Genomic DNA, 23298 nt, shown 5'->3' with positions numbered 1-23298 from the left:
GGATCTTTCATTCTGTCATCGTCCGGCTCCCTGTTCGAGGTTTCGGCGGATTCGCTCCCGAGCGGCCGAATCGCCGGTTCCCAGGTCGGTGCCGCGAATTTCGTGGCGAAGACCGTCAGCCAGGACGAAACGCGGGTGGTGCAGCGAGGCCAGCGACTCGGTCGGGTCGCCGTCCACCGCGATGACGTCCGCGCGGAGGCCGGGCGCCAACCGACCGGTTACGTCCGCCAGGCCGCATACGCCGGCGGCGACCGAGGTGGCGCTGGCGATCGCTTGCCGCGGGGTCATTCCGGCTTCGGCGAAGGTGTCCAGGCAGTCGGCGTAGCGTTCGAAATGCACTAACGGGATTCCGGCGTCGGTTCCGGCGACGATGATGGCTCCCAGGGAGATCAGGGCGCGCAGGTTGCCGACTACGGCGTCGCGCTCGTCCCACGGGCACATGTAGTCCGCCGCGGTGCAGGCGGTGTTCATGGTCGGGCTCACGGCGATGCCACGTAAAACGATCATCTCGGCGATTCGCGGATCGAATTCCGTACCAGTACGGGTGACCCAGCCACAGTGTTCGATGCAGTCGACTCCGGCGAGCACGGCTCGTTCGATGCCTTCGACGCCCAGCGCGTGCGTCGTGACCGGCAACGAACGGGCGTGTGCTTCGGCCACCAAAGCGGTCAGCTCGTCCACGGTGTAGCGCGCTTCCGACGGATGGCTGCCGGGGGTCATGAAGCCGCCGGTGGTCATGACTTTGATCAGGTCGACGCCGTCCTCCGCGTGCTGTTCGACCGTCGCACGGACCTGGTCGACACCGTCCGCGATGCCGCCCATGGACGCGGCGTGGCCGCCGGTGACGGTGATCGGAGCGTTCGCGGCGAGGATTCGAGGGGTGGCGTTCGGGGTGGCGGCAAGGCGGTCCCGTACCCGGGTGCCCAGGGTGCCGGGTGCGCCCAGGTCGCGGGCGGTGGTGACCCCGGCGTCCAGCAATCGCTGCGCGTTGGCGATCATCCGGCGGCTCAGTGCGTCGTGATCGCTGGACATTTCCAGGGTGACTTCGCCGGAACCCGGGTCCTGGCAGAGGTGGACGTGACAGTCGATCAATCCGGGCATCAGGGTGACGTCGCCGAGGTCGGTCGCCAGGCCGTCCGGAGCGGATTTCCGTGGTCCGGCATAGGTGAGCACGCCATTTGAGACGGCGACGGCGGCGTCGTGGATCAGCGGGGCGGACGCATCGGTCAGCAGCCGCGCGGCGGTGAGGATCATGCGTGCCTCCGGTATTCCGCGAGCGCCGTGCACAGGCGGTCGATGTCGTCGATGGTGTTGTAGCAATGGAAGGAGATCCGGAGGTTCGATCCGCGTGGCGCGGTGACGATGCGGCGGGCGGCCAGGAAGTCCGCCAGGGCAACGGGATCGGCGTCGACCAGTGCGACTTGCGGGCCGGGGCGAGCGTCGGGAGCGGGCCCGTTCAGCGTTTCGCCCGCGGCGGCGAGGCGTTCGGTCGTTTCCGCGACCAGGCGTTCGACGTGCGCCCAGGCTGGCCCGGGGTCGAGTTGGCTGAGGGCTTCGATGCCTGCTCGGGCGGCGTAGGCGGCGGGGATTCCGGGGGTGCCGGATTCGAAGCGGCGGGCGCTGGCCGGGACGTCGAGGAGCGCGGGGTCGAAGTCGAACGGATCGACGCGGCCGAACCAGCCGGTCATCCGCGGCGGCTGGTGGTCTTCGACGCCGGAGCGGGCGAACAGCACCGCGATTCCGGGCAGGCCGAGCAAATACTTGAGGGTGCCGGTGATCAGGTAGTCGCAGTCCAGTCGCGTGAGGTCGACGGGGACGACGCCGGCCGCCTGATAGGCATCGACCAGAACTCGGGCGCCGACCGCCCGCGCGTGCTTGGCGATCTCGTTCACCGGTTGCAAGGAACCATTGGTGTACAAGGCGAACGGAATCGAAACGAGCCGAGTCGACGAGTCGATCTTGGCGCGGTAAGCCTCGATCACGCCGAGCGAACGCATCGCGTCCTGGCTGACCCACCGCATCTGCTCGCGCGCCGGACGTCGCGCGTGCAGCACCTGTCCGACGCTCGGAAATTCCGACGCCATCGACACAATCACGCCGCCGTCGTCGAAGTCGACCGCGTTGACCGCCTGGAAAGCGGCGTGCGACGCAGAGGGCACCAAAGCGATCTCGTCCGGTTGCGCGTGGAGGAAACCTGCCGCGGCAGTGCGCAAGCGCTCGACTTCAGTCATCCACGGACCCCACGGCGCACCCTGGTCGCGCAGCGAATACGCCAGCTCCCCCAACGCCGCGGTGACCTGCGCGGAAACCGCGCCCTGACTACACGAAGCCAGGTGCGTGGTGTCGGCCAAACTGGGGAACTGGGCACGGAACCGGTCGGGATCCACGAGTCACCTCCGCGAGAGCTGCCGTCAGCCACAGTGAACAGCGCGCACTTCCACTGCGCAAGCCTCTCTCGCGTCACCCCGATTGTCGTCATTGACGCGACACAACTCATCGCTCACACTGATGCACATTCATCCAGGCTGAACATGGCGACGCGGGTAGCTGAGGAGCGATCATGACCCGACCCGGAAAACGCCGATGGCACTGGCTGCTGCTCGTCGTCCCGTTCGCGTGGTGCGTCGCGGCGATCCCGCTGGTCAACCGGATCGGCTACGTCTTCGGCTCGATCCCGTTCCTGCTGGTGTGGATGACCGCGGGCGTGCTGATCGGCTCGGGCGCGATCGGTCTCGTCTACGCGATCGACCGCCGCCGCGGCGACCTGGACCGGGTGTGACGCGATGGCACTGGCGCTCGCTCTTCTCATCGCGGTCGGCTCGATCGTCTGGGGCACCGTCGCCGCCGCGCGCGGCCGGGCGATGAATCTGCAGGAATGGTCCGTCGGCGGACGCCGGTTCGGCACCTGGCTGTTCTGGTTCCTGCTGGTCGGCGAAACGTTCACCACGTTCGCGCTGCTCGGCGCGTCACAGGGCGTGTTCAGCGACGGCGCGCCCGGGTTCTACGTCCTCGGCACGGTCGTGCTGACCGCGGCGGTCGGCTATTGGGTGGTGCCGAAGATCTGGCGCGCGGGCAAGCAGCACGGCCTGGTCACCATGGCCGACTACTTCACCACCCGCTTCGAAGCCCGCTGGTTCGGCGGCCTGGTCGCGGTCTTCGGCATCGTCGCGTTGCTGCTGTACGCGCAGGTCCAGTTGACCGGGCTCAGCCTGATCCTGGCGAGCCTGTTCGGCAGCGAGGTCCCGTCGCTGGCCTACGTCATCGCCGGCGGGGTGCTGGTCGCCGGATTCGTACTGGTCGGCGGGATGCGCAGTGCCGCGTTCACCGCGATCGTCAAGGACGTGCTGCTGATCGCGATCCTGCTCGTGGTCGCGATCGGCGCGGCGGACGCGGCAGGCGTCAGCGGTCCGCTGGGCGTGTTCGACGCGATGAAACAAGCGCATCCGAGCGGCGCGACACTGCCCGGACTCCACGGGTCGACGGCCACGAACACCTGGTGGTGGATGAGTTTCCTGCTGCTCACGCCACTGGGCTCGTTCGCGCTGCCGCACATGTTCCAGGTGTCCTACAGCGCGAAGGACGTCGCGACGATCCGTCGCAATCAGGTGGTCCAGCCGCTGTATTCGCTGTTCTACGTCCTGATCGTGATGATCGCGCTCGCCGCGGTGCTCGCACTGCCGAAGCTGACCGGCAAACAGGCCAACGCGTCGTTGCTCATTTTCGTCCGCGAGAAGTACCCGGAATGGGTCATCGGACTGCTCGGCGGCGCGGGCATTCTCGTCGCGCTGGTGCCGACCGCGGTGCTGGTGCTCGCGGCCAGCAGTCTGTTCACCCGCAACGTGCTCGGGGCCCGGTCGGCGAGATGGGCCTCGTCGCTGACTGCGATGCGCGTGGGAGTTCTCGTTTTCACCGCGCTTTCCGTACTTCTTGTCGCACACAGCAACGAAAAGCTGTTGAGCATCATGACGAACGTGTACAGCGCCGTCGGACAGCTGGCTCCCGCGCTGTTCCTTTCGATGCTGTGGCGCCGGGTCACCGCGCCAGGGCTGGCGGCGGGTGCGTTGTGCGGCGGACTGATCGTCGGTGTGCCCGCGCTCGGCTCGCTCGTCGCGCACACCATGCCGGCGGGAACCGTCGTCGGATTGCCCGCGCTCGTCGTCAACCTGATCGTGACGGTGGCGGTCAGCCTGGTGACCCGGCCGCCCTCGCGAACCGCGGTCGAGGTCGGGGCGGGGGACCGCCCAGCGGGACCCGCGGAGGCCGGTGACCTGCGCCGAAGCACCGTTTGACGATAATGATCGGGTGACCGTGACGAGGATCCGCGAGTTCCGCACCCTGCGCGGGCTGACCGTGCGCCAGCTTGCCGACCAGGCGGGAGTGTCGACCGGGTTGATCAGCCAGGTCGAGCGGGGCGTCACCGACCCCAGCCTGGAAACCATGCGGCGGATCGCCGAGGTGCTCGACATTCCGCTGTTCAGCCTGTTCCAGGAGCCGGACGAGGAAACCGTCGCGGTGATCCGGCACGACGACCGGTACCGGATCTCCTCGCCGCACCACGCGATCACCTACACCCGCGCCTCGCCGGGCGGCGCGAAGCTCGAGGTGCTCGAAGGCGTGCTCGAACCCGGCGGGGTCTCGTCCGACGAACTGCGCTCGCATCCGTCCGAGGAATGCGTGGTGGTCATCGCCGGACGGCTCACCGTCCAGGTCGGCGAGCAGACGCACGTGCTCAAGACCGGCGACAGCTGCCACTTCGATTCGACCATCCCGCACCGCTTCCGCAACGACGGCCGGACCACCGCCCGCTTCCTGGTGAGCGTCACTCCACCGAGTTACTGATACTTCCGGCGGAGGTGTCCGCAGCGAAATTGGTCTAGACTTTTCGTTCCGAAACCGGCGAAAAGGACGGACTGATGCGAGGGACGACGGTGCCCCCGGGAATGTGCTGCCGACCGGTCAAAACCGGTGAACTTCCGCTGCACCGGCTTGAGGTGCCCGCACCCGGCGCGGTGCCGTTCGCGGTCGGGTCTTTCGACGCGGTCGGACCGTTGTCGCGGGCGGAATTCCCGCACCGGCACACTTTCCACGAAATCGTGCTCGTCACCGGAGGGACCGGCGCGCACGTGGTCGACCTGACGCGGTGGGAGCTGCGCCCGCCGCACCTCGGCGTCGTCACACCGGGCCAGGTGCACCACTGGGAGGCGAGCGAACTCGCCGGATCGCTCGTGCTGTTCACCGACGATTTCCTCTTCGACCATCCGGCCGACCGCGAAACCCTGCGCAGGCTGCGCGAACGGCCGTGGCTGCAACTGGACCGGACCGAGCACGACCGGACCGCGCGGCTGATCGCCGAACTCGAGGAGGAATTCCGCCGCGGCGGCGAGGACGGCGAATCCGTGCTGCGCGCGCTGCTGCACGTGCTGATCGTGCGCGCCGGACGGCTCCCCGGGATCCCGCCCGCGCCGGCGCCCGCCCGCGCCCGCGCGGTAGCGGCGGAATTCGCGCAGCAGGCCGAAAAATCCGAGCTGGGACTCTGGTCGGTGCGCGCGCACGCCGAACGGCTCGGCGTCACTCCCGGCTACCTCACCGAGGCCGTCAAGGCGGCAACCGGGCGCACCGCGGCGGAACTGGTCCGCGAAGCGCGGACTCAGGAGGCGAAACGGTTCCTGCTGCGGACGAATCTGTCCGTGCGGCAGGTGGCCAGCCGCGTCGGATTCGCCGATCCGGCCTACTTTTGCCGGTTCTTCCGGCGCGAAACCGGGTTGAGCCCCGGCGGATTCCGCCGGACCGGCGACACCGCCCCGAAGATTCACCACGACTGCATGACTCCGTCCATCGCCGCGGGCTGATCTCCTCCCTACCGTCGAGGGGAATCCCGAGCCCCCACCGAGGAGCAGGCATGGACGAAGACAGAAAGTTCAGCCGCAAGGCAGTGCTCAAGGCCGCGCTGGCCGCCGGAGTCGCCGCACCGGTCGCACTCGTCGGCGGTCCCGCCCTGGCCCGCACGAACTTCGCGGGCGGGCAGAAGGTCGAGCCGACCCCGTACTGCCACGACGGCGACGAACCGACCGTCGACCAGATCGAGGGCCCGTACTTCAAGCCGAACTCGCCCGAGCGCGGCGTGCTCGTCGACCAGAACACCCCAGGCCAGCGGCTCACCGTGAGCGGCTACGTCTTCGGGTTGTCCTGCCAGCCGATCGGCCGCGCGCTGCTGGACTTCTGGCAGGCAGACGTCAACGGCGCCTACGACAACGTCGGCTACACCTTCCGCGGCCACCAGTACACGAACGACCTCGGCGAGTTCAAGCTGTCCACGATCGTGCCCGGCCTCTACCCCGGCCGGACGCGGCACATCCACGTCAAGGTCCAGGCCCCCGGGGAGCCGATCCTGACGACCCAGCTGTACTTCCCGGGCGAGCCGCGGAACAACACCGACACGATCTTCGACTCGCGGCTGCTCATGACCGTCCGCGACGCTCCGAACAACGCCAAGGAGGCCGCGTTCGACTTCGTGCTCAACGTCCAGCAGACGCCGACCGGCGGGCCCACGACGAGTCCGACGTCGCCGACCGGTCAGCCCGGCGGGACGTCCTGGACCGCGGGCACCTCGTACCCCGCAGGCACTCGCGTCACGTTCAACGGGGTCAGCTACGTGTGCCGGCAAGGCCACACCGCCCAGCAGGGCTGGGAACCGCCCAACGCGCCAGCGTTGTGGCAGAAGGGCTGATCCCCTCCTCGCGAGAACGGCGGGCTCCCCCGGGCCCGCCGTTCTCCGTTTTCCGGGAATTTCCGGGAAGCCCGGCTCGTGCTGTCGAGTTACGGTCGACGCGTTCGTCTTCCACTGACGAACTCGCCGGACCGGCCCTCGGAGGACACCTGCGGTACCTGCCGGTGATCTACAACTGCGACCGCCCGGAACCCGGCGATCCGGCCTTCCCGGACGCGCTGGCCAGGGTGAACGCGTTCGCCGACGAATGCCGCCGACGCGGGGCGAACGTGACCGAGCATCCGCTGCAAGGCGAGCACACCGCCACCACGGTCAGCGTCCGCGGGGAAAGACGCTGATCACCGACGGGCCGTTCCTGGAGACCCACGAGCATCTCGGCGGCGTCTACGTCCTGGACTGCCGCGATCTCGACGAAGCTCTCGAACTCGCCGCACTGTGCCCGATGGCCGCGGTCGGCACCGTCGAGGTGCGCCCGGTCGCCAGCGTGCCAGGGCTCTCGCACCAGGCATGACCTCGTCGTTGCGGGAGACCTACCGCGTGCACCGGGCTCGGATGCTCGCGGCGCTGGTCCGCGCCCTCGGCGACTTCGAACTCGCCGAGGACGCACTCCAGGACGCGTGCGCGCTCGCCCTGCGCTACTGGGGCGGCGAGCCGCCGGACGACCCCGTAGCGTGGCTGCTGACCGCCGCCCGCAACAGCGCGATCGACCGGCTCCGGCGCGCCCGCCGCGGTCGGGAGAAGCTCGCTCAGCTCGGGGAACAGCCGGAGGCCGCGGTGGAACCGTCCGAGAACAGCCTGCTCGCGATCGGCGACGAACGGCTCAGCCTCGTCTTCACCTGCTGCCACCCCGCGCTCGCCGAGGAGGCGCGCGTCGCGTTGACCCTGCAAGCAGTGGCCGGGCTGACCGCGGGGCAGATCGCGCGGACGTTCCTGGTCAGCGAGGCGACGCTGGCGCAGCGGCTGGTGCGGGCCAAACGCAAGATCCGCGACGCCGGGATCAGCCTCGCCGTGCCAGCCGATCATCTGCTGCCCGAGCGGTTGTCCGGGGTCTTGGCGGTGCTGTATTTGATCTTCACTCAAGGGTACACCGCTCCGGAACATCGGGAGCTGCAACAGGAAGGGATCCGGCTGGCGAAACTGGTCGCGACGCTCATGCCGGACGAACCCGAAGCGCTCGGCCTGGTTTCGCTGCTGCTCGCACACGATTCGCGCACCGCCGCTCGCTACGCACCGGACGGCGACCTCGTGTTGCTCGAAGACCAGGACCGAAGTCGTTGGGACTACAGCGAAATCGCCGAAGCTATCAGGTTGCTGGACCGTGCACTGCGCTTCCAGATGCCTGGGCCGGATCAGTTGCAGGCCGCCATCGCCGTGCAGCACGCGCGGGCTCGTTCCACGGCGGACACCGACTGGGCGGCGATCGCCGGGTTGTATCAGCGGTTGCACGAAACGAGTCCGTCGCCGGTGATCGCACTGAACCACGCCGTCGCGGTCGTCATGGCCACCAGCCCGGAAGAAGGTCTGGCGCTTATCGACGGGATCGACGGGCTCGACCGGTATCACCTGATGCACGCCGCATGCGCCGACCTGTTGCGCCGCCTCGGCCGCACCGACGAGGCGATGGCCGCCTACCGGCGGGCCCGCGAACTCGCTGTCAATCCAGCCGACCGGCGTTTCCTCGCGGGCCGCTTAGCTATCTTGGAGTCCTGATGAGACTGTCCATTCTCGACAACGGACATCGCCTGCGGGCCAGGCTGTTCCTGTCTGTTACCTCGAAACAGCCGCCGGACATCGTGAAGATGCTGCTGTACCGTCCCGGTTTCCTCACCCGGACGCTGCTGGATCTCACCGCTCCGGCGATGCGCGGCCCGTCGTACTGGACGGCCGGGGAACGCGAATTTCTCGCCATGTCAACGGCGTTGCTGCACGAGTGCCCGTTCTGCATCGACTCGCACGCGGAGCTGACCCGGATCGCCGGACAAGGCGAGATCGACCCGTCGCGACCAGACGCGGCGCGCCCTGAGGTGCGCACCGTTCGGGCGTTCCTGGAGACCGTCACGCTGAATCCGGACCAGATCGCCTCTGCCGGATCTCCCGCCGGAGGCGATTCGCGAGGCACTGCGGGTGAACCTGGTGTGGAACATCGTGAACCGGCTCGCGAACGCGTTCGGCTTCGTGCTGCGCGAAGGCCAGTTGGAGAGCGGAACCCGTGCCCTGCACAAATTCGGGTACCGGTTCCCCGGCTTCCTGCTCGCCGATGGTCCGGCAGGCAAGCACGAGGATCCGGTGGAGAACATGCGGTATTCCGTGTTCACCGCGCCCGCGGTAACCGACCAGGCGCTTCGCACAGCGGCGGCGAGCGGGGACGGCTTGCCCGCGCCGTTGCGGCCGTTCGCGGCCAAGGTCCGCGACGCGTCTCACCGGCTCACGGATGCCGATTTCGCCGAACTGACCACGAAATACCAGGAAGACGAGGTCTACGAGATCACCGTCGCCGCGGCCGTCGGCGCCGCGTTGCGCAGTTTCGATTCCGGGCAGCGGAAACTCGACGCGTAACGCGAACCGGCGGCCAGGAATACCCGGCCGCCGGTTCGCGTCAGTCATCCGCTCAGGGACGGTAAAGCTCCTTCACGACGTCGATGTTGTCGTTCTTGTCGACGTGGATCTCGGCCTGCGGCGGGGTCGGGCCGGTCAGCGCCTCCATCAGGGCCTGCTCGGTGCACGGGTTCGTGCCGCGGCCCTGCGGGTCGAGGGCGACCTCGCTGCCCGGGCACAGTTCGGCCGCGCCGAACACCTGGGTGGTCTTGCTGACCGGCAGGCGGTAGATCTTGGGGTCGCTGGGAACGGAGTGGCCGTTGTCCGGACCGCCCTTCTGCCAGGTGATCAGCTGGAACTGGGCCATGTTGACCGAACGGTCGAACCCGGTGAACTGCACGGTCTGCGTCGTGTCCGGGAAGCGGCGCGCCGGGGCGGCGGGCTGCTGGCCGCCCGTGCCCCCGGCCGGCGCGGTCTTGATCATGAACTCGGTGCCGCCGTCCTTGCCGCAATTCACGACGCCCTGGGCGAATTCGTCTCCCGCGCCCAGCGCACAGGTCCAATGCCCGTCGATGTCGAGCACCCGGCGGCCGGGACCCTCGCCCTGCGTCGGCGCCAATTCGTAGTACTTCATCATGACATCGAATGCTTCGGTACAGCCCGGAATGGTTCCGTCGTTGCTCTGCACGGCGATCAGATCCATTTTCGGACCGTCCGCCGGGCCGACCTGACCGCCGAGCTTGCTGCAGTTGACATCGCCGTTCGAGGTGGCCGCGGTGCCCGCCGCGCCGGCCGAACCGCCCTGCGGATTCTGCTTGACGGCCGCCGCGGCGGAAACGTTCTTCGCCGCGGAACCATTTCCGTCGACATTGTTTCCGCTGCACGCGGAAAGCAAAGCAGTCGCGGCGACCGCCCCGCCGACCATGACCAGCTTCATCGACTTCATCGCGGTGAATCCCATTTCATGCTCCCCGTGTCTTTTGGCGAATCTCTAACCCTCAAGACGTGAAGCGCCGAATGACGTTGCCCGGAAGTCGCCCGGAGAACCGTCGTTGCCCCAATGTCGCCCCCGCTTGGTCCATGCGGGCACGACCTCGGCCTGCCTCGCAACCCCCGCCCAGAACACGGGTGACGGTCTCCTCGTCGCGGCGGTAATCGGGGTCCCGCCGCGGGCGTCTTCTCGACCAGGGACTACGTGCCGCAGGCCGTACCGGACCCGGTGGGGCCATCGCGATGGACTAGGCCGGGATGCCGAGCGCCGACAGCCACACCCGGGTCAGCGTCGCCGCCGCGTCGTCCAGCGAGCTGTCCGCGACAAACGCCTGGTAGAAGACGCGTTCGGTCATCCAGACCAGCGCCGCGGCGACCTCCGCCGCGGTTCCGGACGGCAGTCCGGCGCGCTCGGCGACACCCCCCATGGTGTCGGCGAGCGCGATCACCGCCGAGCGCCACGCCTGGTCGATCGCCGGAACCGACGGGGAGAGCTCGACCGCCGTGCGCATCACCGTGCCGTGCTCGCGCCACATCCGGGCGGTCCGCTCGATCCCCTGCCGGACCGCGTCGCCGGGAGCCGACGCGGCCGTGTCCACCGCGTCGACCTCGGCGCGCAGTTCGGTCACCGTCCGCTCGACCAGCGCGGCGAGCACCTCGTTCTTGGACCCGAAGTAGAAGTAGAGCGCGCCCCGGGTGATTCCGGCGTCCTGCGCGATCGTGGCGACGGTCATGCCCGCCCCGCCCGTCGAGTTCAGCTGCTGCTCCGCCGCGTCGAGAATCGCGCGTTCGCGCAGATCCCCCTTGGTCGGAGCGGTCCGACGGCGAGTGCTTCGCTCTTCCACCTGCACGTTCTATCACGCTGACTATTTTTGACGCAGTGCAGATTTTTCTCAACACGGTGTAAAGTTGGCTGCATGACCAAGCTCTTCCTGATCACCGGTGCCAGCTCGGGCCTCGGCCGGGCATTCGCCGAGGCCGCGCTCCAGGCCGGCCACACCGTCGTCGGCACCGTGCGCAAGCAGGCCGACGCTGCGGAGTTCGAGCAGCTCCAGCCGGGGAAGTCCCTCGCACGCATCCTCGATGTCACGGATGACGACGCGGTGTTCCAGACCGTCGACGAGATCGAGGCCGAGGTAGGCCCGATCGACGTAGTCATCGCCAACGCCGGGTATGGCCACGAGGGTGTCTTCGAAGAGTCGACGATGGCTGAGCTGCGCGCGCAGTTCGAGGTGAACGTGTTCGGCGTCGTCGCGACGGTGAAGGCGGTGCTGCCGTACCTGCGGCGGCGGAGGCGCGGGCACATCCTCGGCGTCACGTCGATGGCCGGGCTGATCACCGTGCCGGGCACGTCCTTCTATCAAGGCAGCAAGTACGCCGTCGAAGGCATTCTCGAAACGGTCGGCAAGGAAGTCGCTCCGTTCGGCGTGCACGTCACGGCGATCGCGCCGGGGTCGTTCCGCACCGACTGGGCGGGCCGGTCGATGGTCCGCACCGACCGTTCGGTGCCGGACTACGACCAGGTGATGAACCCGGTCCGCGAACACCGCCTCGCGGCCAGCGGCAAACAACTCGGCAACCCGCGCCAGGCCGCGGAAGCCGTGCTGCACATCCTCGACGTCCCGAACCCGCCCGCGCACCTGGTCCTCGGCTCCGACGCCCTCCGCCTCATCGCGAACGGCCGCGCGGCGGTCGACAAGGAGATCTCGGAATGGGCGGAGCTGAGCCGGTCCACCGACTTTCCGGACGGGGCTCAGCTGCCGGGCTGAGCATCGCGGCGGTGGGTGTCCGCGAGGGAGGCGGGCACCTCCCAGGTGTTTCGCTTGCGCGGCAGGCAGACCGGGTTCGGCGATTTCCGGAAGGATGCGACATCCCCGATGCTCTCCCGCGCACCAGGCGACCTTCGCGCGCGCCGCGGTGTCCGGACCGGGATCGCCGGGCGCGATCTCGCGGATCGCCGGGCCCCGCAGCGCGGTGATCAGCCGCTCCCACAGCCGCCGGGACCCGCCCGCCACGCCGCGGACTCACCAGCGCACACCACACCCGCCACCGCACCGAGACCAGCCCACACCGCACTCCGCACTCCGGCGTGCTCCCCCGGTGCCCCGCAAACCCGCCGAGCGCCGTCAGCCCCGGCTACCCGGGAGGGGACGCCCGCACCCGGACGTCCCCTCCCGGTCACTCCACCAGCAGATCCTCGATCATGATCGGAATGCTCCGCACCCGGATCCCGGTCGCGTTGCACACCGCGTTCGCCACCGCGGCCGCCATGCCCACCGCGCCGATCTCGCCGACTCCGCGGGCTCCGACCGCGTTGTGCAGCGTGTCCGGGTACTCGACGAACTGGACGTCGATTTCCGGGATGTCGGCGTTGACCGGCAGCAGATAGCTCGCGAAGTCCGCGTTCGCGGGACGTCCGCTCGGCTCCGTTTCCAGTCCCTCGTGCAGCGCCGCGGACACGCCCCAGATCATGCCGCCGGACAGCTGGCTCCGTGCCTGCGTCGGGTTGATGATCCGGCCGCCGTCGAAGACGCCCAGCATCCTCGACACCCGGACCTCGCGGGTCAGCCGGTGCACCCGGACCTCGCAGAACTGCGCGCCGAACGAGCTGAACGAATGCTTCGTCATCTCCTCGCCCGGGGCCGAAGATCCCTTGGCGGACAAGGATTCCCGGCCGATCGCACGCAGCAGTTCACCGAAGGGCATGGTGCCGTGGTTGCCGTGCAGCAGCCCTTCCGCGTACGTGACGACCTCGCCCTCGAACGGCGCGCCCGGCTCGGCGGCGAGCGCCACCAGCTCGTCGAGCAGTTCGGTGGCCGCGAGCATGATCGCGGTGCCGGTGCTCGCCGTGGCGGTCGAGCCGCCGGACATGCCGCCCGGCGCGAACTGGGAATCGCCGAGGTGCGGGGTGACGCGTTCCGGGTCGATGTCGAGGGATTCGGCCCCGATCGTGGCCAGCACGGTGAGCAGCCCGGTGCCCGGGTCGGCTCCGCCGGTGGACACGTCCGCGGTCCCGTCCGCGTTGAGCACGATCTCGACCGTCGCCGGGAAGCGCAGCCCCGGGAACATCGCGGTCGCCGTGCCCATGCCGACCAGCCAGTCCCCGTCGACGTGCCCCCGCGGCGACCGGTTCGCCCAGCCGAACCGCTGTGCCCCGATCTCGTAGCACTCGTCGAGGTGCTTGCTCGACCACTGCAGATCGACCCCGGGAGGAGCGAGCGAACTGTTGCGCCTCCGCAGTTCGATCGGATCCATGTCCAAAGCGATCGCGAGCTCGTCGACAGCGCTTTCGAGCGCGAACGAACCCGAGGCCTCCCCGGGCGCACGCATGAACGTGCCCGGCGGGATGTGCAGCGGCACCATTTTCTGGCTGATCGACAGGTTCTGCGTCGCGTACCACTCGCGCGAGGTGCCGTGCGACGTCGGCTCCACAAAGGACCGGCTCATCGAGGTGGCCGACCAGGAGTCGTGCCGCACCGCGATCAACGTGCCGTCGCGATCCGCGCCCAGTGCGATCTTCTGCACCGTGGCCGGCCGGTTCGCCGTCGCCGTGAACACCTGCTCGCGGGTGAGCGCGCACTTCACCGGACGGTCGAGCGCCCTGGCGGCGGCCGCGGCCAGCATCCCCGGAGCCGAGGTGCCCGCCTTGCCACCGAACGCGCCGCCCACGTACGGGTTCACCGCGTGCACGGCCGACGGCTCGATGCCCAGCACCCCGGCCATTTCCGTGGCTTGCAGGTAACTGGCCTGGTTTCCGCTGTAGAGGGAGAGTTCGCCGCCGTCCCACTTCGCGACCGCCGAATGCGGCTCCATCGCGGCGTGGTTCTGCGTCGCGGTGCGATAGGTCTCCGCGACGACCACCGAACTCTGCGCCAGTGCGTCCGCAATGGACTCGACGCCGTCGGCGAGCACCTCGATCGACGGTGCGCTGCCCCGGCTCTCCGGTGCGTCCTCCGCCGTCGCGAGCCCGTCCTCCATCGACGTCAGCGCGGGCTTTTCCTGGTAAGAGACCTCGATCAGCCCCGCCGCGTCCCGCGCCTGTTCGAACGTCTCCGCGACGACCAGCCCGATCGGCTGTCCGTAGAAGATCACGTCCCGGTCGTGCAGCAGCAGCCACAAGTCCCCCATCAGCTGGGACTTGAACGGGTGCAGTTCGAGCGGGTCGAACGGGCTGTAGACGCTCACCACCCCGGGCGCGCTCTTCGCCGCGGTCACGTCCATCGCGGTGATCTCGCCGTGCGCGATCGTGCTGAGCACGATGTACCCGTACAGCATGCCGGGGAACGTGCGGTCCAGCGCGTAATCGGCCTGGCCGGTGACTTTCCGCGGACCGTCCAGCCGCGCGCTCATGCCCGGCTCCCTTCGGTCAGTTCGAGCAGCGCGCGGACGATCGTCCGCTTCAGCAGCGAAGGTTTGAACACGTTGCCGGACAACGGCTTTGCCCCCTCGACGGCCACTGCGGCGGCGGCCGTGAAGGCTTCCTCGGTCAGCTCCGCGCCGCGCAGCGCCTCTTCCACGGCGGGCAGCCGCCACGGCACCGTCCCGACTCCGCCCGCCGCCACACGGGCGTCGGCGATCTTCCCGTCGCGCACGTCGAGCGCGACCGCCGCCGAGCACAGCGCGAACTCGTACGACTGCCGGTCGCGGATCTTGACGTACGTCGAGTTCTCCGCCCAATCCAGCCGCGGCACCCGTACCTCGGTGATCAGCTCGCCCGGACGCAGGTCGTGCTCGATTTCCGGGGTGTCGCCCGGCTGCCGGTAGAACTCGGTCAGCGCGACCGTCCGGGTGCCCTCGGCACCGGCCAGCACCACCTCCGCGTCGAGCGCGACCAGCGCGACCGCGACATCGCTGGCGTGGGTGGCCACGCAGGAATCGCTGGCTCCGAAGATCGCGTGCATCCGGTTGACGCCGGAAATCGCCGAACAGCCGCTGCCCGGCGAACGCCGGTTGCACGGCATCGCGACGTCCCGGAAATACGAGCACCGCGTGCGCTGCATCAGGTTTCCGCCGATGCTGGCCATGTTGCGCAGCTGCTGCGACGCGCTGAGCAGCAACGCGCGCGAGATCGCCGGGTACACGCCGGGATGCGCGGCGATGTCGCCCATCCGCTCCAGCGCGCCGAAGCGCAGGCCGTCCGCGGTGTCGATGCCTCGCAGCGGCAGGTCGTTGATGTCGAGCACCTGCTGCGGCGTGAGGACGTCGAGCTTCATCAGGTCGACCAGGGTGGTGCCGCCCGCGAGGTAGGTGCCCGCGCCGCCCAGCGCGTCCTCGACGGTGGCGGGTGCGGTCAGCTCAAACGGTCGCATCGGCCTGCCTCGCCTGCTCCACGGCGCGCACGATGTTCGGGTACGCCGAACAACGGCACAGATTGCCGGACATGAACTCGCGCACGTCGGACACGTCGTCGCGCACCGCGGCGACCGCCGACATCACCTGCCCGGACGTGCAGAACCCGCACTGCAGCGCGTCCTGGTCCACGAACGCCTGCTGCACCGGGTGCAGTTCGTCCTCGGCGGACAGTCCTTCGACGGTGGTGACGGGACCGCGCACGGCGGCCGCGAGCGTGAGGCAGGACAGCACCGGCTTGCCGTCGACGTGCACGGTGCAGGCACCGCACTGACCGCGGTCGCAGCCCTTCTTCGGACCGGTGATGCCGAGCCGCTCGCGCAGCGCGTCCAGGAGGGTCACTCCCGGCTCGACGCCGAGCTGCTCGGTTCTTCCATTGACTTCAAGGGAAATGTCCACAGTAGGGTTCGCTTTCCCGCAGGACGTCCGCGGCGGACGTCCTGCGGCGTGATGGTGGTGGTGACGGCCCTTCGGGAACACGAGCCGCCGGAGGTAAACCGGATATTCATCCGCTTGGCTCGCTTTGACCGAGGCTAGCGGATTAGAATCCGCTACGCAACGAAGTGGAGCTGGTCCAGGTGACGCTGGAGCAGCTCCAGGTCAGGCAGGCGAAGCAAACGCGGGAGGCGCGATGCCGGTGAGCCCGCGGCGGGCGGACACCCGGCGCAACCACGAACGGATCCTCGCGGTGGCGGCGGAAACCGTGAGCCGGGCAGGAGAAGTGTCGTTCAACGCGGTCGCCAAGGAGGCGTGCGTCGGCGTCGGCACGGTGTACCGGCACTTCCCCACGCCGGAGTCGCTGGTGCTGGCCGTTTACGAACGCGAGGTGAACCGGCTCGTCGAGATCGTGCCCGAATTACTCGCCACGCATTCCCCCGATCAGGCGCTGCGCGTCTGGATCGTGGACCACCTGGCGCACTACATGATGACGAAACGCGGACTGGCCAACGCGTTGCGCGCGTCGCGGAGCGAACTGCCGACGCAGGCGTACACCCGGATGCTCGACGCGCTCGACACCCTGCGCAAGGCGAACGCGGAAGCGGGCACCATCCGGCCGGACCTGAAGACGGAAACACTGATGCGCGGCCTCGGCGGGCTGTTTTTCCTTACTCCGGAAGGAGATTGGCAGGCAGAGACGGAGGGACTGGTGGACCTGGTGTGGCACGGGATGCGACTGGACTGACTCCGGCGACCCGTCCCGAAGCCTCACTCCGAAGTGGACAGAATCTTCAGATCCACCCCGGCCCGCTCGAAATGCCCCCGCGGATCCGGCACCAGCTTGCGCTTCTCCAGATCCATCAATCCCAGCGTGCACTTGATCTCGGCCGAAAGCGTCCCGTCCAGCTTCACAATGCGCGAGGTCATCCAGAACACCTTGCCGTCGCCGAACGAGGCGTCGCAGGTCACGTCCACCACGTCCCCGGCGCGCAGTTCCCGCCGGTACACAATGTTCGATTCGAGCAGCACCGGCGCGAGACGCGATTCGTGCAGCGTGTTGCCGCCGGCCGCCTCGAAGACTTCCAGCCGCGAAACCTCGCCGTACGAGTGGTACACAGCGTGGTTGAGGTGGCCCAGCGTGTCGAGTTCGTAGTGGCGCACCTTGATCCGGGTGCGGAACGGTTCGCGGTCGGTCACGACGTCCAGGCTAGTTGTCGTAGAAGAGTTCCTCGACCACGGCGTGCGCGTGCCGCGTCACACGGCGGTAGGCGTCGAGGAACTCGCCGGGGTCGTCGTCCACCGAGTAGCCGAACACGCGCGCCACCGCGGCCAGGTCGCGGCCGGTGCCGGGCACCTCGTCCGCTGCCTTGCCGCGCACCAGCATCGTCGCGTTGCGCACGCGCGTGGCCAGCAGCCAGGCTTCGCGCAGCGAGTCCACGGATTCGGCAGGCGCGAGACCAGCTTCGGCCAAGGCGGTGAGCGCGTCGAGAGTCGACGTCGTCCGCAGCCCGGGCACCTCATGCGCGTGCTGCAACTGCAGGAGCTGGACCGTCCACTCGACGTCGGCGAGACCGCCGCGGCCGAGTTTCGTGTGCCGCGTCGGATCGGCTCCGCGCGGGAGCCGTTCGGTCTCGACCCGGGCCTTGATCCGGCGGATCTCGCGCGCGTCCGTCGGGTCGAGCCCGCCTTCCGGATAGCGCAACGGGTCGATCATCTCGATGAACCGCTGGCCGAGCTCCTCGTCCCCGGCGACGAACCGGGCCCGCAGCAACGCCTGCGATTCCCACACCTCGCCCCAGCGCTGGTAGTACGCGCGGTACGACTCCAGCGTCCGCACGAGCGGCCCGCTGCGTCCTTCCGGCCGGAGATCCGCGTCCACGACCAGCGCCGGATCCGCGCTCGGCGCGCCAAGGATCTTCCGCACCGTCTCCGCGACCGACGAAGCGAACCGCACCGCTTCGGCGTCCGGAACCCCTTCCGCGGGTTCGCAGACGAAAAGGACGTCGGCGTCCGAACCGTAACCCAGTTCCGCCCCGCCGAGCCGGCCCATGCCGATGACCGCGATCGTCGCCGGAGTACGCCCCAGCTCAGCCTGCCGTTGCCGATAAGCCGCCGAGAGCGCTCCCTGCAACACCGCGACCCACACGCTCGACAGCGCTGCGCAGACCGACGGAACATCCAGCAGTCCCAGCAAATCCGCGCACGCGACACGAAGCAGCTCATGCCGACGCAGCGACCGAGCAGCGGTGACCGCAGCGCTCAGCCCAGGCTGACGGCGTACGGCAGCCCGAAGCGACGTCGCCACTTCGGCTGGCGTACGTCCGGTCAACCGAGCCGGATCTCCCAGCAGCTGCAGCACTTCCGGCGCGCGGACGAGCAAGTCCGGTACCAGGTTCGACGTCCCGAGCAGGAAAGCGAGCCGCTCGACGACAGTGCCCTCGTCACGCAGCACACGCAGGTACCACGGTGTGTCCTGAAGCGCCTCGGACACCTTGCGATACGAGAGCAGCCCGCCGTCCGGATCCGGCGTGTCGGCCAGGCAATCGAGCAACACCGGAAGCAGCGCCTGCTGAATCGCCGCGCGCCGCGACACCCCGGCGGTCAACGCCTTGATGTGCTGCAACGCCCCTTCCGGCGCGGCGTACCCGAGGGCAGCGAGCCGGCTGGCAGCCTGTTTCGTGGTGAGCCGCAACGCTTCGGTCGGCACATTCGCCACCGACTGCAGCAGCGGACGGTAGAACACCTTCTCGTGCAGCCGCCGGATCCCCTGCGCGTGGCGGCGGAACTCGGCAAGCAACGCCTCGCCCTGACTGCGTCCGCGAATCGGCCGAATCCCGCAGGCGCGGGCGAGAATCCGCAGCTCATCGGTGTCCGACGCGGCGGGGAACAGGTGCGTCCGCCGCAGCCGACGCAGCTGCAGCCGGTGCTCGACGGTGCGCAGGAACTCATACGACGAGCTCATCTCCGCCGCGTCCGCGCGGCCGACATACCCGCCGTCGCCAAGCGCGGCCAACGCTTCCAAAGTGGACGACGAGCGCAGCGCGGGATCCACCCGGCCGTGCACGAGCTGCAACAGCTGCACGGCGAACTCGACGTCACGCAATCCGCCGCGGCCCAGCTTCAGCTCGCGTTCGAGATGCTCCGACGCGACGTGGTCCTCCACCCGCCGGCGCATCTGCTGGACCTCGGTCACGAAGTTCTCGCGGTCCGCGGCCGACCACACCATCGGCGCGACCATCTCCGCGTACTGGCGGCCCAGCTCGGCGTCGCCGGCCACCGGACGCGCCTTCAGCAAAGCCTGGAACTCCCAGGTCTTCGCCCACTTCTGGTAGTAGGCGGTGTGCCCTTCGAGCGTGCGCACCAACGCGCCGCTCTTGCCTTCCGGCCGCAACGCCGCGTCGACCTCGAAGCACGCGTTGCCGACCAGCCGCATCATCGTGCTGGCCAGCCGGGTCGCGACGCCGAGGTCGCCGGCCCCGACGAAGATGACGTCGACGTCGCTGACGTAGTTCAGTTCCCGCCCGCCGGTCTTGCCCATCGCGATCACCGCGAGCGTGTCTTCGGCGGACGCGCCGACCTCCTGCTCGGCGACCACGAGCCCGGCCCGCACCGCGGCCTCGGCGAGAGTGGTCAGCTCGCTGGCCACGTCCCGGAACCGCGGGTGCTCCAGCCCGGGTTCGACGAGGTGGCCGAGGTCAGCGGCGGCGATGCCGAGCAGCAGCCCGCGGTAGCCTGCCCGCAGCTCGGATTCGGCGGCGCTCCCGGTGACGTACGTCCCGTCGTCCTGGCGCACCCGCTCAAGCAGCCGCTCCGCGAACTTCGCCGGTTCGGTGCACCGGTTGTCCGCGAGACAACGCCACTCGCCCGGATTGGCGACGAGGAAATCCGCCAACGCGGTGGAGGTGCCGAGCACGCCCAGGAGCCGACCGCGGAACGTGCGGTTCTCGCGGAGCGCGCTGTCCAGCTCAGGCCAACCGGGTTCGTCGGCCTCGCGAATGCGGTCGAGCCCGGCTAGCGCGAGGTCCGGATCCGCGGCGCGGGAGAGGGCGAGGAGGACGTCGGCGGCACCGTCGGCGGGTCCGCCTTCGGTCCACCAGCCCGCAGCGCGCAGTTGACCGTCGGCCCGGGTGTCAGTGAAGCCGTACCTGGCCGCCGAAGCTGTGGTCCGCGCGCGTTCTGCCATCGCTCACACCGTAGCCGGAGCCGGGCGGGTTCAGGCAGCCAGGCGGTCCGGTTCGGTCTCGGCGGCGGAGGGTTCGGGGACCTGGAAGCTGTGTGCGGTGACGGGTTTGCGGCGGGAAAGGAGGTAAATCCCGGCCGCGAAGAGAATGCCGGCGACGCCGACCGCGATGGTCCCGGCCTCGCCGAGCGAGGCGATCTTGCCCGCCGCCGCGCCGACGATCGCCGCCGCGGGCAGCGTGAACAGCCACGCGAGCACCATCCGGCCCGCCATCCGCCAGCGCACCGGAGCCTCGCGACGGCCGACGCCGGAGCCGATGATGCCGCCCGAGCAGACGTGCGTGGTCGACAGCGGGAAACCGAGGTGCGAGGACAGCAGGATCACCACGGCGCTGCTGGTCTGCGCGGAAAATCCCTGTGGGCCTTCGATGTCGGTCAGGCCCTTGCCGAGAGTGTGGGTGATGCGCCACCCACCGAGATACGTGCCGAGCGCGAGCGCGGACGCGGCGCTGATGATCACCCAGACAGGCGGCGCGGACCCGGCAGGGAGACTTCCAGCCGCTACCAGTGTCAAGGTGATGACACCCATGGTCTTCTGCGCGTCGTTGGTGCCGTGCGCGAGCGAGACCAGCGATGCCGAGACGATCTGCCCGACCCGGAAACCGCGCCCGCCGCGTTTGCGCACCAGGAACCGGTAGACGAGGTAGGTGACCGCGGCCGCCGCCGCTCCCGCGATGATCGGGGACGCCGCGGCCGGGATGAGCACCTTGTCCACGATCTTGGCGAAGTGGACGGAGTCCGCGCCCGCGGACACCCAGGTCGCGCCGATCAGGCCGCCGAACAGCGCGTGCGACGAACTCGACGGCAGGCCGACGTACCAGGTGAAGAGGTTCCAGACGATCGCCCCGATCAGCCCGCCGAACACGATGGCGGGCCCGATCCTCGTCTCGTCGACGAGACCGCTGGAAATCGTTTTCGCGACCTCGACCGACAGGAACGCGCCGGCCAGGTTCAGCACCGCGGAGATCGCGACGGCGACGCGGGGCCGGAGTGCTCCGGTGGCGATCGAGGTCGCCATCGCGTTCGCCGTGTCGTGGAAGCCGTTGGTGAAATCGAAAACCAGCGCCGTGCAGATCACGACGACAACGAGCAGCGAGGGGTCCACCCCGACCTCCGAACCCTACGGAAATACCTCTCGCAAGGTACCTGACCGTTTGGGTGAACCGTTAACTCGCCGTAAGTGATTCCGACGTCATCCGTTAAGCCAGCGGCAACTGGCGTTGACTTTCCGGAGCCGCCTCCAGCTGCCCGGCGGCCACCTGGACGAACCGGCGCGCGAACGGACGCCATGTCTCGGCGATGTCCGCGTGCGCAGAGATCAGGGCGTCCTCCTCCAGCGCGCCCGGACGGGTGAGTTCCGCCATTTCCGGTGCCGCCTCGGCCCAGGCGCGGACGACCTCCGGCGTCGTTTCGATGTGGAATTGGACACCGTAGACACAACGGTTCATCCGGAAGGCCTGGTGCGGGTACTTCGGCGTGGATGCGAGCAGCTCGGCGCTCTGCGGCAGGACAGTGATGACGTCGCGGTGGAACTGCAGGACGTCCGGGAGGAAGGGCATGTCCGCGAAGAGCGGATCGACCCACGCGGCGTCCTTCTTGGACACCAGCCCCGGCCCGACCTCGGGCCCGGACTCGCCCTCCGCGACCTGCCCGCCGGTCGCGACGGCGAGCAGCTGCGAACCGAGACAGATCGCGAGCGTCGGCACGGCGTTCCCCGCCGCGGTGGCGAGCAGCTTCCGGACGTCGGCGAGCCAGGGGTGCTTCGCGTCGTCGAGCGCGCCCATGCCGCCGCCGAGACAGATCAACCCGTCGTACCCGTCAAGGCTTGAGGGCAACTCCTGCTCCGGCGGCAGCCGCACGTCAAGTTCCGCGCCGGCTTCGGCAAGCCACTCCCCGAGCGGGCCGATGGGATCGCTGGCATCGGGCTGGATGATGAGCAGACGAGTCACGACTTCCAGGGTACGGGCTGCCCGGCTTCGGTCGGATAGCCATGGGCGAGCCAGGTCGTGCTGCCGCCGGAGAGCCGTTTCACGGTGAAGCCGAGCCGGTAGGCGCCCTGGCTGGCGGCGTTGGGGTAAATGCTTTCGCAGTAGCAGACGTAGACGAGGTTCCGGTCGAGGTCACGGGTGCTTTCCTCGGTCATTTCCCGGTAGGGCAAGCAGATCGCGCCCGGCAGGTGAGCTTCGGCGTATGCCCCGGGCCGCGGGTCTCGACGAGGAGGTAGCCGTCGGCGAGGCCTTGGGCGAGGTCCCGCCCGAAGTACTCGACGGCCCTCGGAAGATTCGTGGAGAAGAGAGAGGATGCGAGCATCTTCACCAGGGTTTTCCGGGCCCGGACGGCAGTTGGCCTGGAGTTTCGGAGAAGGTGCCGCAGTGGAGCCGGACGATGTTGATCGGCGTCTGCTGGAGCTGCTCCAGTCCGACGACCGCCTGACGTTCTCGGAAATCAGCCGCCGAGTCTCGCGCTCTGCGCCAGCCGTGACCGAACGGTGCGCCGCTGGGAACAGCGCGGGGTAATCACCGGCTACGCGGCGCGGGTCGATCCGGAGAAGCTGGGCCGCCCGATCCAGGCGATCGTGCGGGTCCGCAGCCTGGACGGCCCGCAGTTCCGCGACGCGATCCTCCCGCTGCCGGAGATCACGGACGCCGACCACGTGACCGGTGACGAGTGCTGGCTGCTCCGCGTGCACTGCCGCACGACGGCCGAGCTGGAGCGCTTCGTAGAACGGGCCCAGCGCTACGGAGAGACCACGACCTCGCTGGTGTTCTCGTCTCCCGTCCGAGGCCGCCGGCTGTCGCTGTGACCTGAACATGGTGAAGGCCCGGGTCCTCGCGCGGGGGTTCCGGGCCTTGTTTTGTCCGTGACATGAGTCTGGGCCCCGGGAGAACCGCGGGGGGTTCTCGGACCGGGGCCCAGACTTCTCAGGTTGAGTTCGGCGGTGTCCTACTCTCCCACAACCCTTCGGTTGCAGTACCATCGGCGCAGTCAGGCTTAGCTTCCGGGTTCGGAATGGGACCGGG

At 69.0% G+C, this 23298-nt stretch carries 25 protein-coding genes and 1 rRNA gene; 12 read left to right on the top strand and 14 right to left on the bottom strand.

Features of this window, described 5'->3' with window-relative positions:
• Nucleotides 1-15: 15 nt before the first annotated feature.
• Nucleotides 16-1254 carry a metal-dependent hydrolase family protein gene (locus BM362_RS44720; protein WP_093577270.1) on the bottom strand — a complete coding sequence of 413 codons (1239 nt, stop codon included), beginning with the start codon at nt 1252-1254 and terminating at the stop codon, nt 16-18.
• Nucleotides 1251-2387: an aminotransferase class V-fold PLP-dependent enzyme gene (locus BM362_RS44715; RefSeq protein WP_093577269.1), complete on the bottom strand. Its 1137-nt coding sequence runs from the start codon at nt 2385-2387 to the stop codon at nt 1251-1253. Before BM362_RS44715 ends, BM362_RS44720 begins: the two co-directional genes overlap by 4 nt.
• 173 nt (nt 2388-2560) lie before the next feature.
• Between BM362_RS44715 and BM362_RS44710 the strand changes: the two genes are divergently transcribed.
• The 8 genes from BM362_RS44710 to BM362_RS49810 all read left to right on the top strand — a co-directional run bounded on the left by BM362_RS44710 (nt 2561) and on the right by BM362_RS49810 (nt 9283).
• A complete protein-coding gene (locus tag BM362_RS44710; RefSeq protein WP_067593022.1) occupies nt 2561-2779 on the top strand; it encodes a DUF3311 domain-containing protein in 219 nt (72 codons plus the stop codon).
• A 4-nt stretch (nt 2780-2783) separates the two neighbouring features.
• The gene (locus tag BM362_RS44705) at nt 2784-4289 is read left to right on the top strand and encodes a sodium:solute symporter family protein (RefSeq protein WP_067593025.1); all 1506 of its coding nucleotides are present in this window, start codon (nt 2784-2786) and stop codon (nt 4287-4289) included.
• 13 nt (nt 4290-4302) lie between these two features.
• On the top strand, nt 4303-4839 hold the full coding sequence (locus BM362_RS44700) for a helix-turn-helix domain-containing protein (protein ID WP_067593027.1): 537 nt from the start codon (nt 4303-4305) through the stop codon (nt 4837-4839).
• A gap of 74 nt (nt 4840-4913) precedes the next feature.
• On the top strand, nt 4914-5849 hold the full coding sequence (locus tag BM362_RS44695) for a helix-turn-helix transcriptional regulator (protein ID WP_067593034.1): 936 nt from the start codon (nt 4914-4916) through the stop codon (nt 5847-5849).
• A gap of 50 nt (nt 5850-5899) precedes the next feature.
• A complete protein-coding gene (locus tag BM362_RS44690) occupies nt 5900-6727 on the top strand; it encodes a dioxygenase family protein (protein WP_067593037.1) in 828 nt (275 codons plus the stop codon).
• A 247-nt stretch (nt 6728-6974) separates the two neighbouring features.
• The gene (locus BM362_RS44685; RefSeq protein ID WP_425285780.1) at nt 6975-7238 is read left to right on the top strand and encodes a YciI family protein; all 264 of its coding nucleotides are present in this window, start codon (nt 6975-6977) and stop codon (nt 7236-7238) included.
• Nucleotides 7235-8437 (top strand): RNA polymerase sigma factor, encoded by a 1203-nt coding sequence (locus BM362_RS44680; RefSeq protein ID WP_093577268.1) that lies wholly within the window; start codon nt 7235-7237, stop codon nt 8435-8437. The genes BM362_RS44685 and BM362_RS44680 overlap by 4 nt, the downstream gene beginning before the upstream one ends.
• 414 nt (nt 8438-8851) lie before the next feature.
• Nucleotides 8852-9283 (top strand): hypothetical protein, encoded by a 432-nt coding sequence (locus BM362_RS49810; RefSeq protein ID WP_244287493.1) that lies wholly within the window; start codon nt 8852-8854, stop codon nt 9281-9283.
• Between the two features lie 52 nt (nt 9284-9335).
• Here BM362_RS49810 and BM362_RS44670 read toward each other — a convergent pair whose 3' ends face one another.
• Together BM362_RS44670 and BM362_RS44665 are read right to left on the bottom strand one after the other, a co-directional pair.
• The gene (locus BM362_RS44670; protein ID WP_093577267.1) at nt 9336-10223 is read right to left on the bottom strand and encodes a hypothetical protein; all 888 of its coding nucleotides are present in this window, start codon (nt 10221-10223) and stop codon (nt 9336-9338) included.
• Between the two features lie 277 nt (nt 10224-10500).
• Nucleotides 10501-11097, bottom strand: coding sequence for a TetR/AcrR family transcriptional regulator (locus BM362_RS44665; protein ID WP_067593104.1), 597 nt, complete (start codon nt 11095-11097; stop codon nt 10501-10503).
• Nucleotides 11098-11169: 72 nt separating this feature from the next.
• On the opposite strand from BM362_RS44665, the gene BM362_RS44660 reads away from it, so the two are divergent.
• Nucleotides 11170-12021: an oxidoreductase gene (locus tag BM362_RS44660; protein WP_093577265.1), complete on the top strand. Its 852-nt coding sequence runs from the start codon at nt 11170-11172 to the stop codon at nt 12019-12021.
• Between the two features lie 409 nt (nt 12022-12430).
• On the opposite strand, the gene BM362_RS44655 is transcribed toward BM362_RS44660, so the two are convergent.
• Genes BM362_RS44655 through BM362_RS44645 form a run of 3 tightly spaced genes read right to left on the bottom strand, consistent with a single transcriptional unit; the run spans nt 12431 to nt 16000 of the window.
• Complete coding sequence (locus tag BM362_RS44655) at nt 12431-14602, bottom strand: xanthine dehydrogenase family protein molybdopterin-binding subunit (RefSeq protein WP_093577264.1); 2172 nt, start codon at nt 14600-14602, stop codon at nt 12431-12433.
• A complete protein-coding gene (locus tag BM362_RS44650) occupies nt 14599-15561 on the bottom strand; it encodes an FAD binding domain-containing protein (protein ID WP_093577263.1) in 963 nt (320 codons plus the stop codon). The genes BM362_RS44655 and BM362_RS44650 overlap by 4 nt, the downstream gene beginning before the upstream one ends.
• Entirely contained in the window at nt 15548-16000 is a 453-nt protein-coding gene (locus tag BM362_RS44645) for a (2Fe-2S)-binding protein (protein WP_067593053.1), read from the bottom strand. The genes BM362_RS44650 and BM362_RS44645 overlap by 14 nt, the downstream gene beginning before the upstream one ends.
• Nucleotides 16001-16232: 232 nt before the next feature.
• Here BM362_RS44645 and BM362_RS44640 point away from each other — a divergent pair, with 232 nt between their 5' ends.
• Entirely contained in the window at nt 16233-16784 is a 552-nt protein-coding gene (locus BM362_RS44640; RefSeq protein WP_093577262.1) for a TetR/AcrR family transcriptional regulator, read from the top strand.
• 23 nt (nt 16785-16807) lie between these two features.
• Here BM362_RS44640 and BM362_RS44635 read toward each other — a convergent pair whose 3' ends face one another.
• From BM362_RS44635 to BM362_RS49800, 6 genes are all read right to left on the bottom strand, one after another.
• Complete coding sequence (locus tag BM362_RS44635) at nt 16808-17236, bottom strand: acyl-CoA thioesterase (protein WP_067593059.1); 429 nt, start codon at nt 17234-17236, stop codon at nt 16808-16810.
• Between the two features lie 10 nt (nt 17237-17246).
• On the bottom strand, nt 17247-20222 hold the full coding sequence (locus BM362_RS44630; protein ID WP_093577261.1) for a bifunctional [glutamine synthetase] adenylyltransferase/[glutamine synthetase]-adenylyl-L-tyrosine phosphorylase: 2976 nt from the start codon (nt 20220-20222) through the stop codon (nt 17247-17249).
• A 30-nt stretch (nt 20223-20252) separates the two neighbouring features.
• Nucleotides 20253-21383, bottom strand: a complete 1131-nt coding sequence (locus BM362_RS44625; RefSeq protein WP_067593065.1) for an inorganic phosphate transporter — start codon at nt 21381-21383, stop codon at nt 20253-20255.
• A 94-nt stretch (nt 21384-21477) separates the two neighbouring features.
• Nucleotides 21478-22227: a type 1 glutamine amidotransferase gene (locus BM362_RS44620; protein WP_093577260.1), complete on the bottom strand. Its 750-nt coding sequence runs from the start codon at nt 22225-22227 to the stop codon at nt 21478-21480.
• The gene (locus tag BM362_RS49805; RefSeq protein ID WP_244287492.1) at nt 22224-22421 is read right to left on the bottom strand and encodes a rhodanese-like domain-containing protein; all 198 of its coding nucleotides are present in this window, start codon (nt 22419-22421) and stop codon (nt 22224-22226) included. The genes BM362_RS44620 and BM362_RS49805 overlap by 4 nt, the downstream gene beginning before the upstream one ends.
• A complete protein-coding gene (locus BM362_RS49800) occupies nt 22418-22588 on the bottom strand; it encodes a hypothetical protein (protein ID WP_244287491.1) in 171 nt (56 codons plus the stop codon). The genes BM362_RS49805 and BM362_RS49800 overlap by 4 nt, the downstream gene beginning before the upstream one ends.
• Here BM362_RS49800 and BM362_RS50880 point away from each other — a divergent pair.
• Both BM362_RS50880 and BM362_RS44610 read left to right on the top strand, forming a co-directional pair.
• Complete coding sequence (locus BM362_RS50880) at nt 22579-22794, top strand: Lrp/AsnC family transcriptional regulator (protein WP_425285779.1); 216 nt, start codon at nt 22579-22581, stop codon at nt 22792-22794. The two genes, BM362_RS49800 and BM362_RS50880, sit on opposite strands and share 10 nt — an antisense overlap.
• Complete coding sequence (locus tag BM362_RS44610; RefSeq protein ID WP_425285778.1) at nt 22767-23081, top strand: Lrp/AsnC family transcriptional regulator; 315 nt, start codon at nt 22767-22769, stop codon at nt 23079-23081. The genes BM362_RS50880 and BM362_RS44610 overlap by 28 nt, the downstream gene beginning before the upstream one ends.
• 127 nt (nt 23082-23208) lie before the next feature.
• On the opposite strand, the gene rrf is transcribed toward BM362_RS44610, so the two are convergent.
• Nucleotides 23209-23298, bottom strand: a 5S ribosomal RNA gene (gene rrf / locus BM362_RS44605); the annotation flags it as partial.

Origin of the sequence: Amycolatopsis rubida (assembly GCF_900115345.1) — a bacterium.
Lineage (GTDB): Bacteria > Actinomycetota > Actinomycetes > Mycobacteriales > Pseudonocardiaceae > Amycolatopsis > Amycolatopsis rubida.
The sequence above is the reverse complement of the archived record's forward strand: the minus strand, read 5'-3'. Positions and strand labels throughout refer to the sequence as shown.